This window comes from Pseudomonas sp. PDM22 (assembly GCF_014851965.1).
In the GTDB taxonomy this organism is placed as follows: Bacteria; Pseudomonadota; Gammaproteobacteria; order Pseudomonadales; family Pseudomonadaceae; genus Pseudomonas.
The window spans coordinates 1-237 of the sequence record NZ_JACVAR010000075.1; the positions used below are offsets into that span (position 1 = coordinate 1).

At 65.8% G+C, this 237-nt stretch carries 1 protein-coding gene; it reads right to left on the minus strand.

Annotated features, from left to right (window positions below; translation table 11 throughout):
• On the minus strand, window positions 1-237 hold a 237-nt coding region (locus tag IB255_RS30720; protein ID WP_192211314.1), incomplete at both ends, for an Ig-like domain-containing protein.

Sequence of the window (237 nt, forward strand, 5' to 3'; positions counted from 1 at the left end):
TGATGGTCAGGGTCGCCACCGGCGCGGTGATATCCACCGAGTAGTCGTGGGTAGCAGTGGCGCTGGCGCTGTTGCCTGCCGCGTCGGTCGCCACGAAGCTCGCCTCGATACGGTGATCGGCATCGGCCACCAGCTCGGCACCCGGAACACTGATGCTCCACTTGCCGGCAGCGTCGATCTTGCCGCTGTAGGTGACGTCGTTGACCACGATCTTGACGATGTCGCCGGCACGGCCGC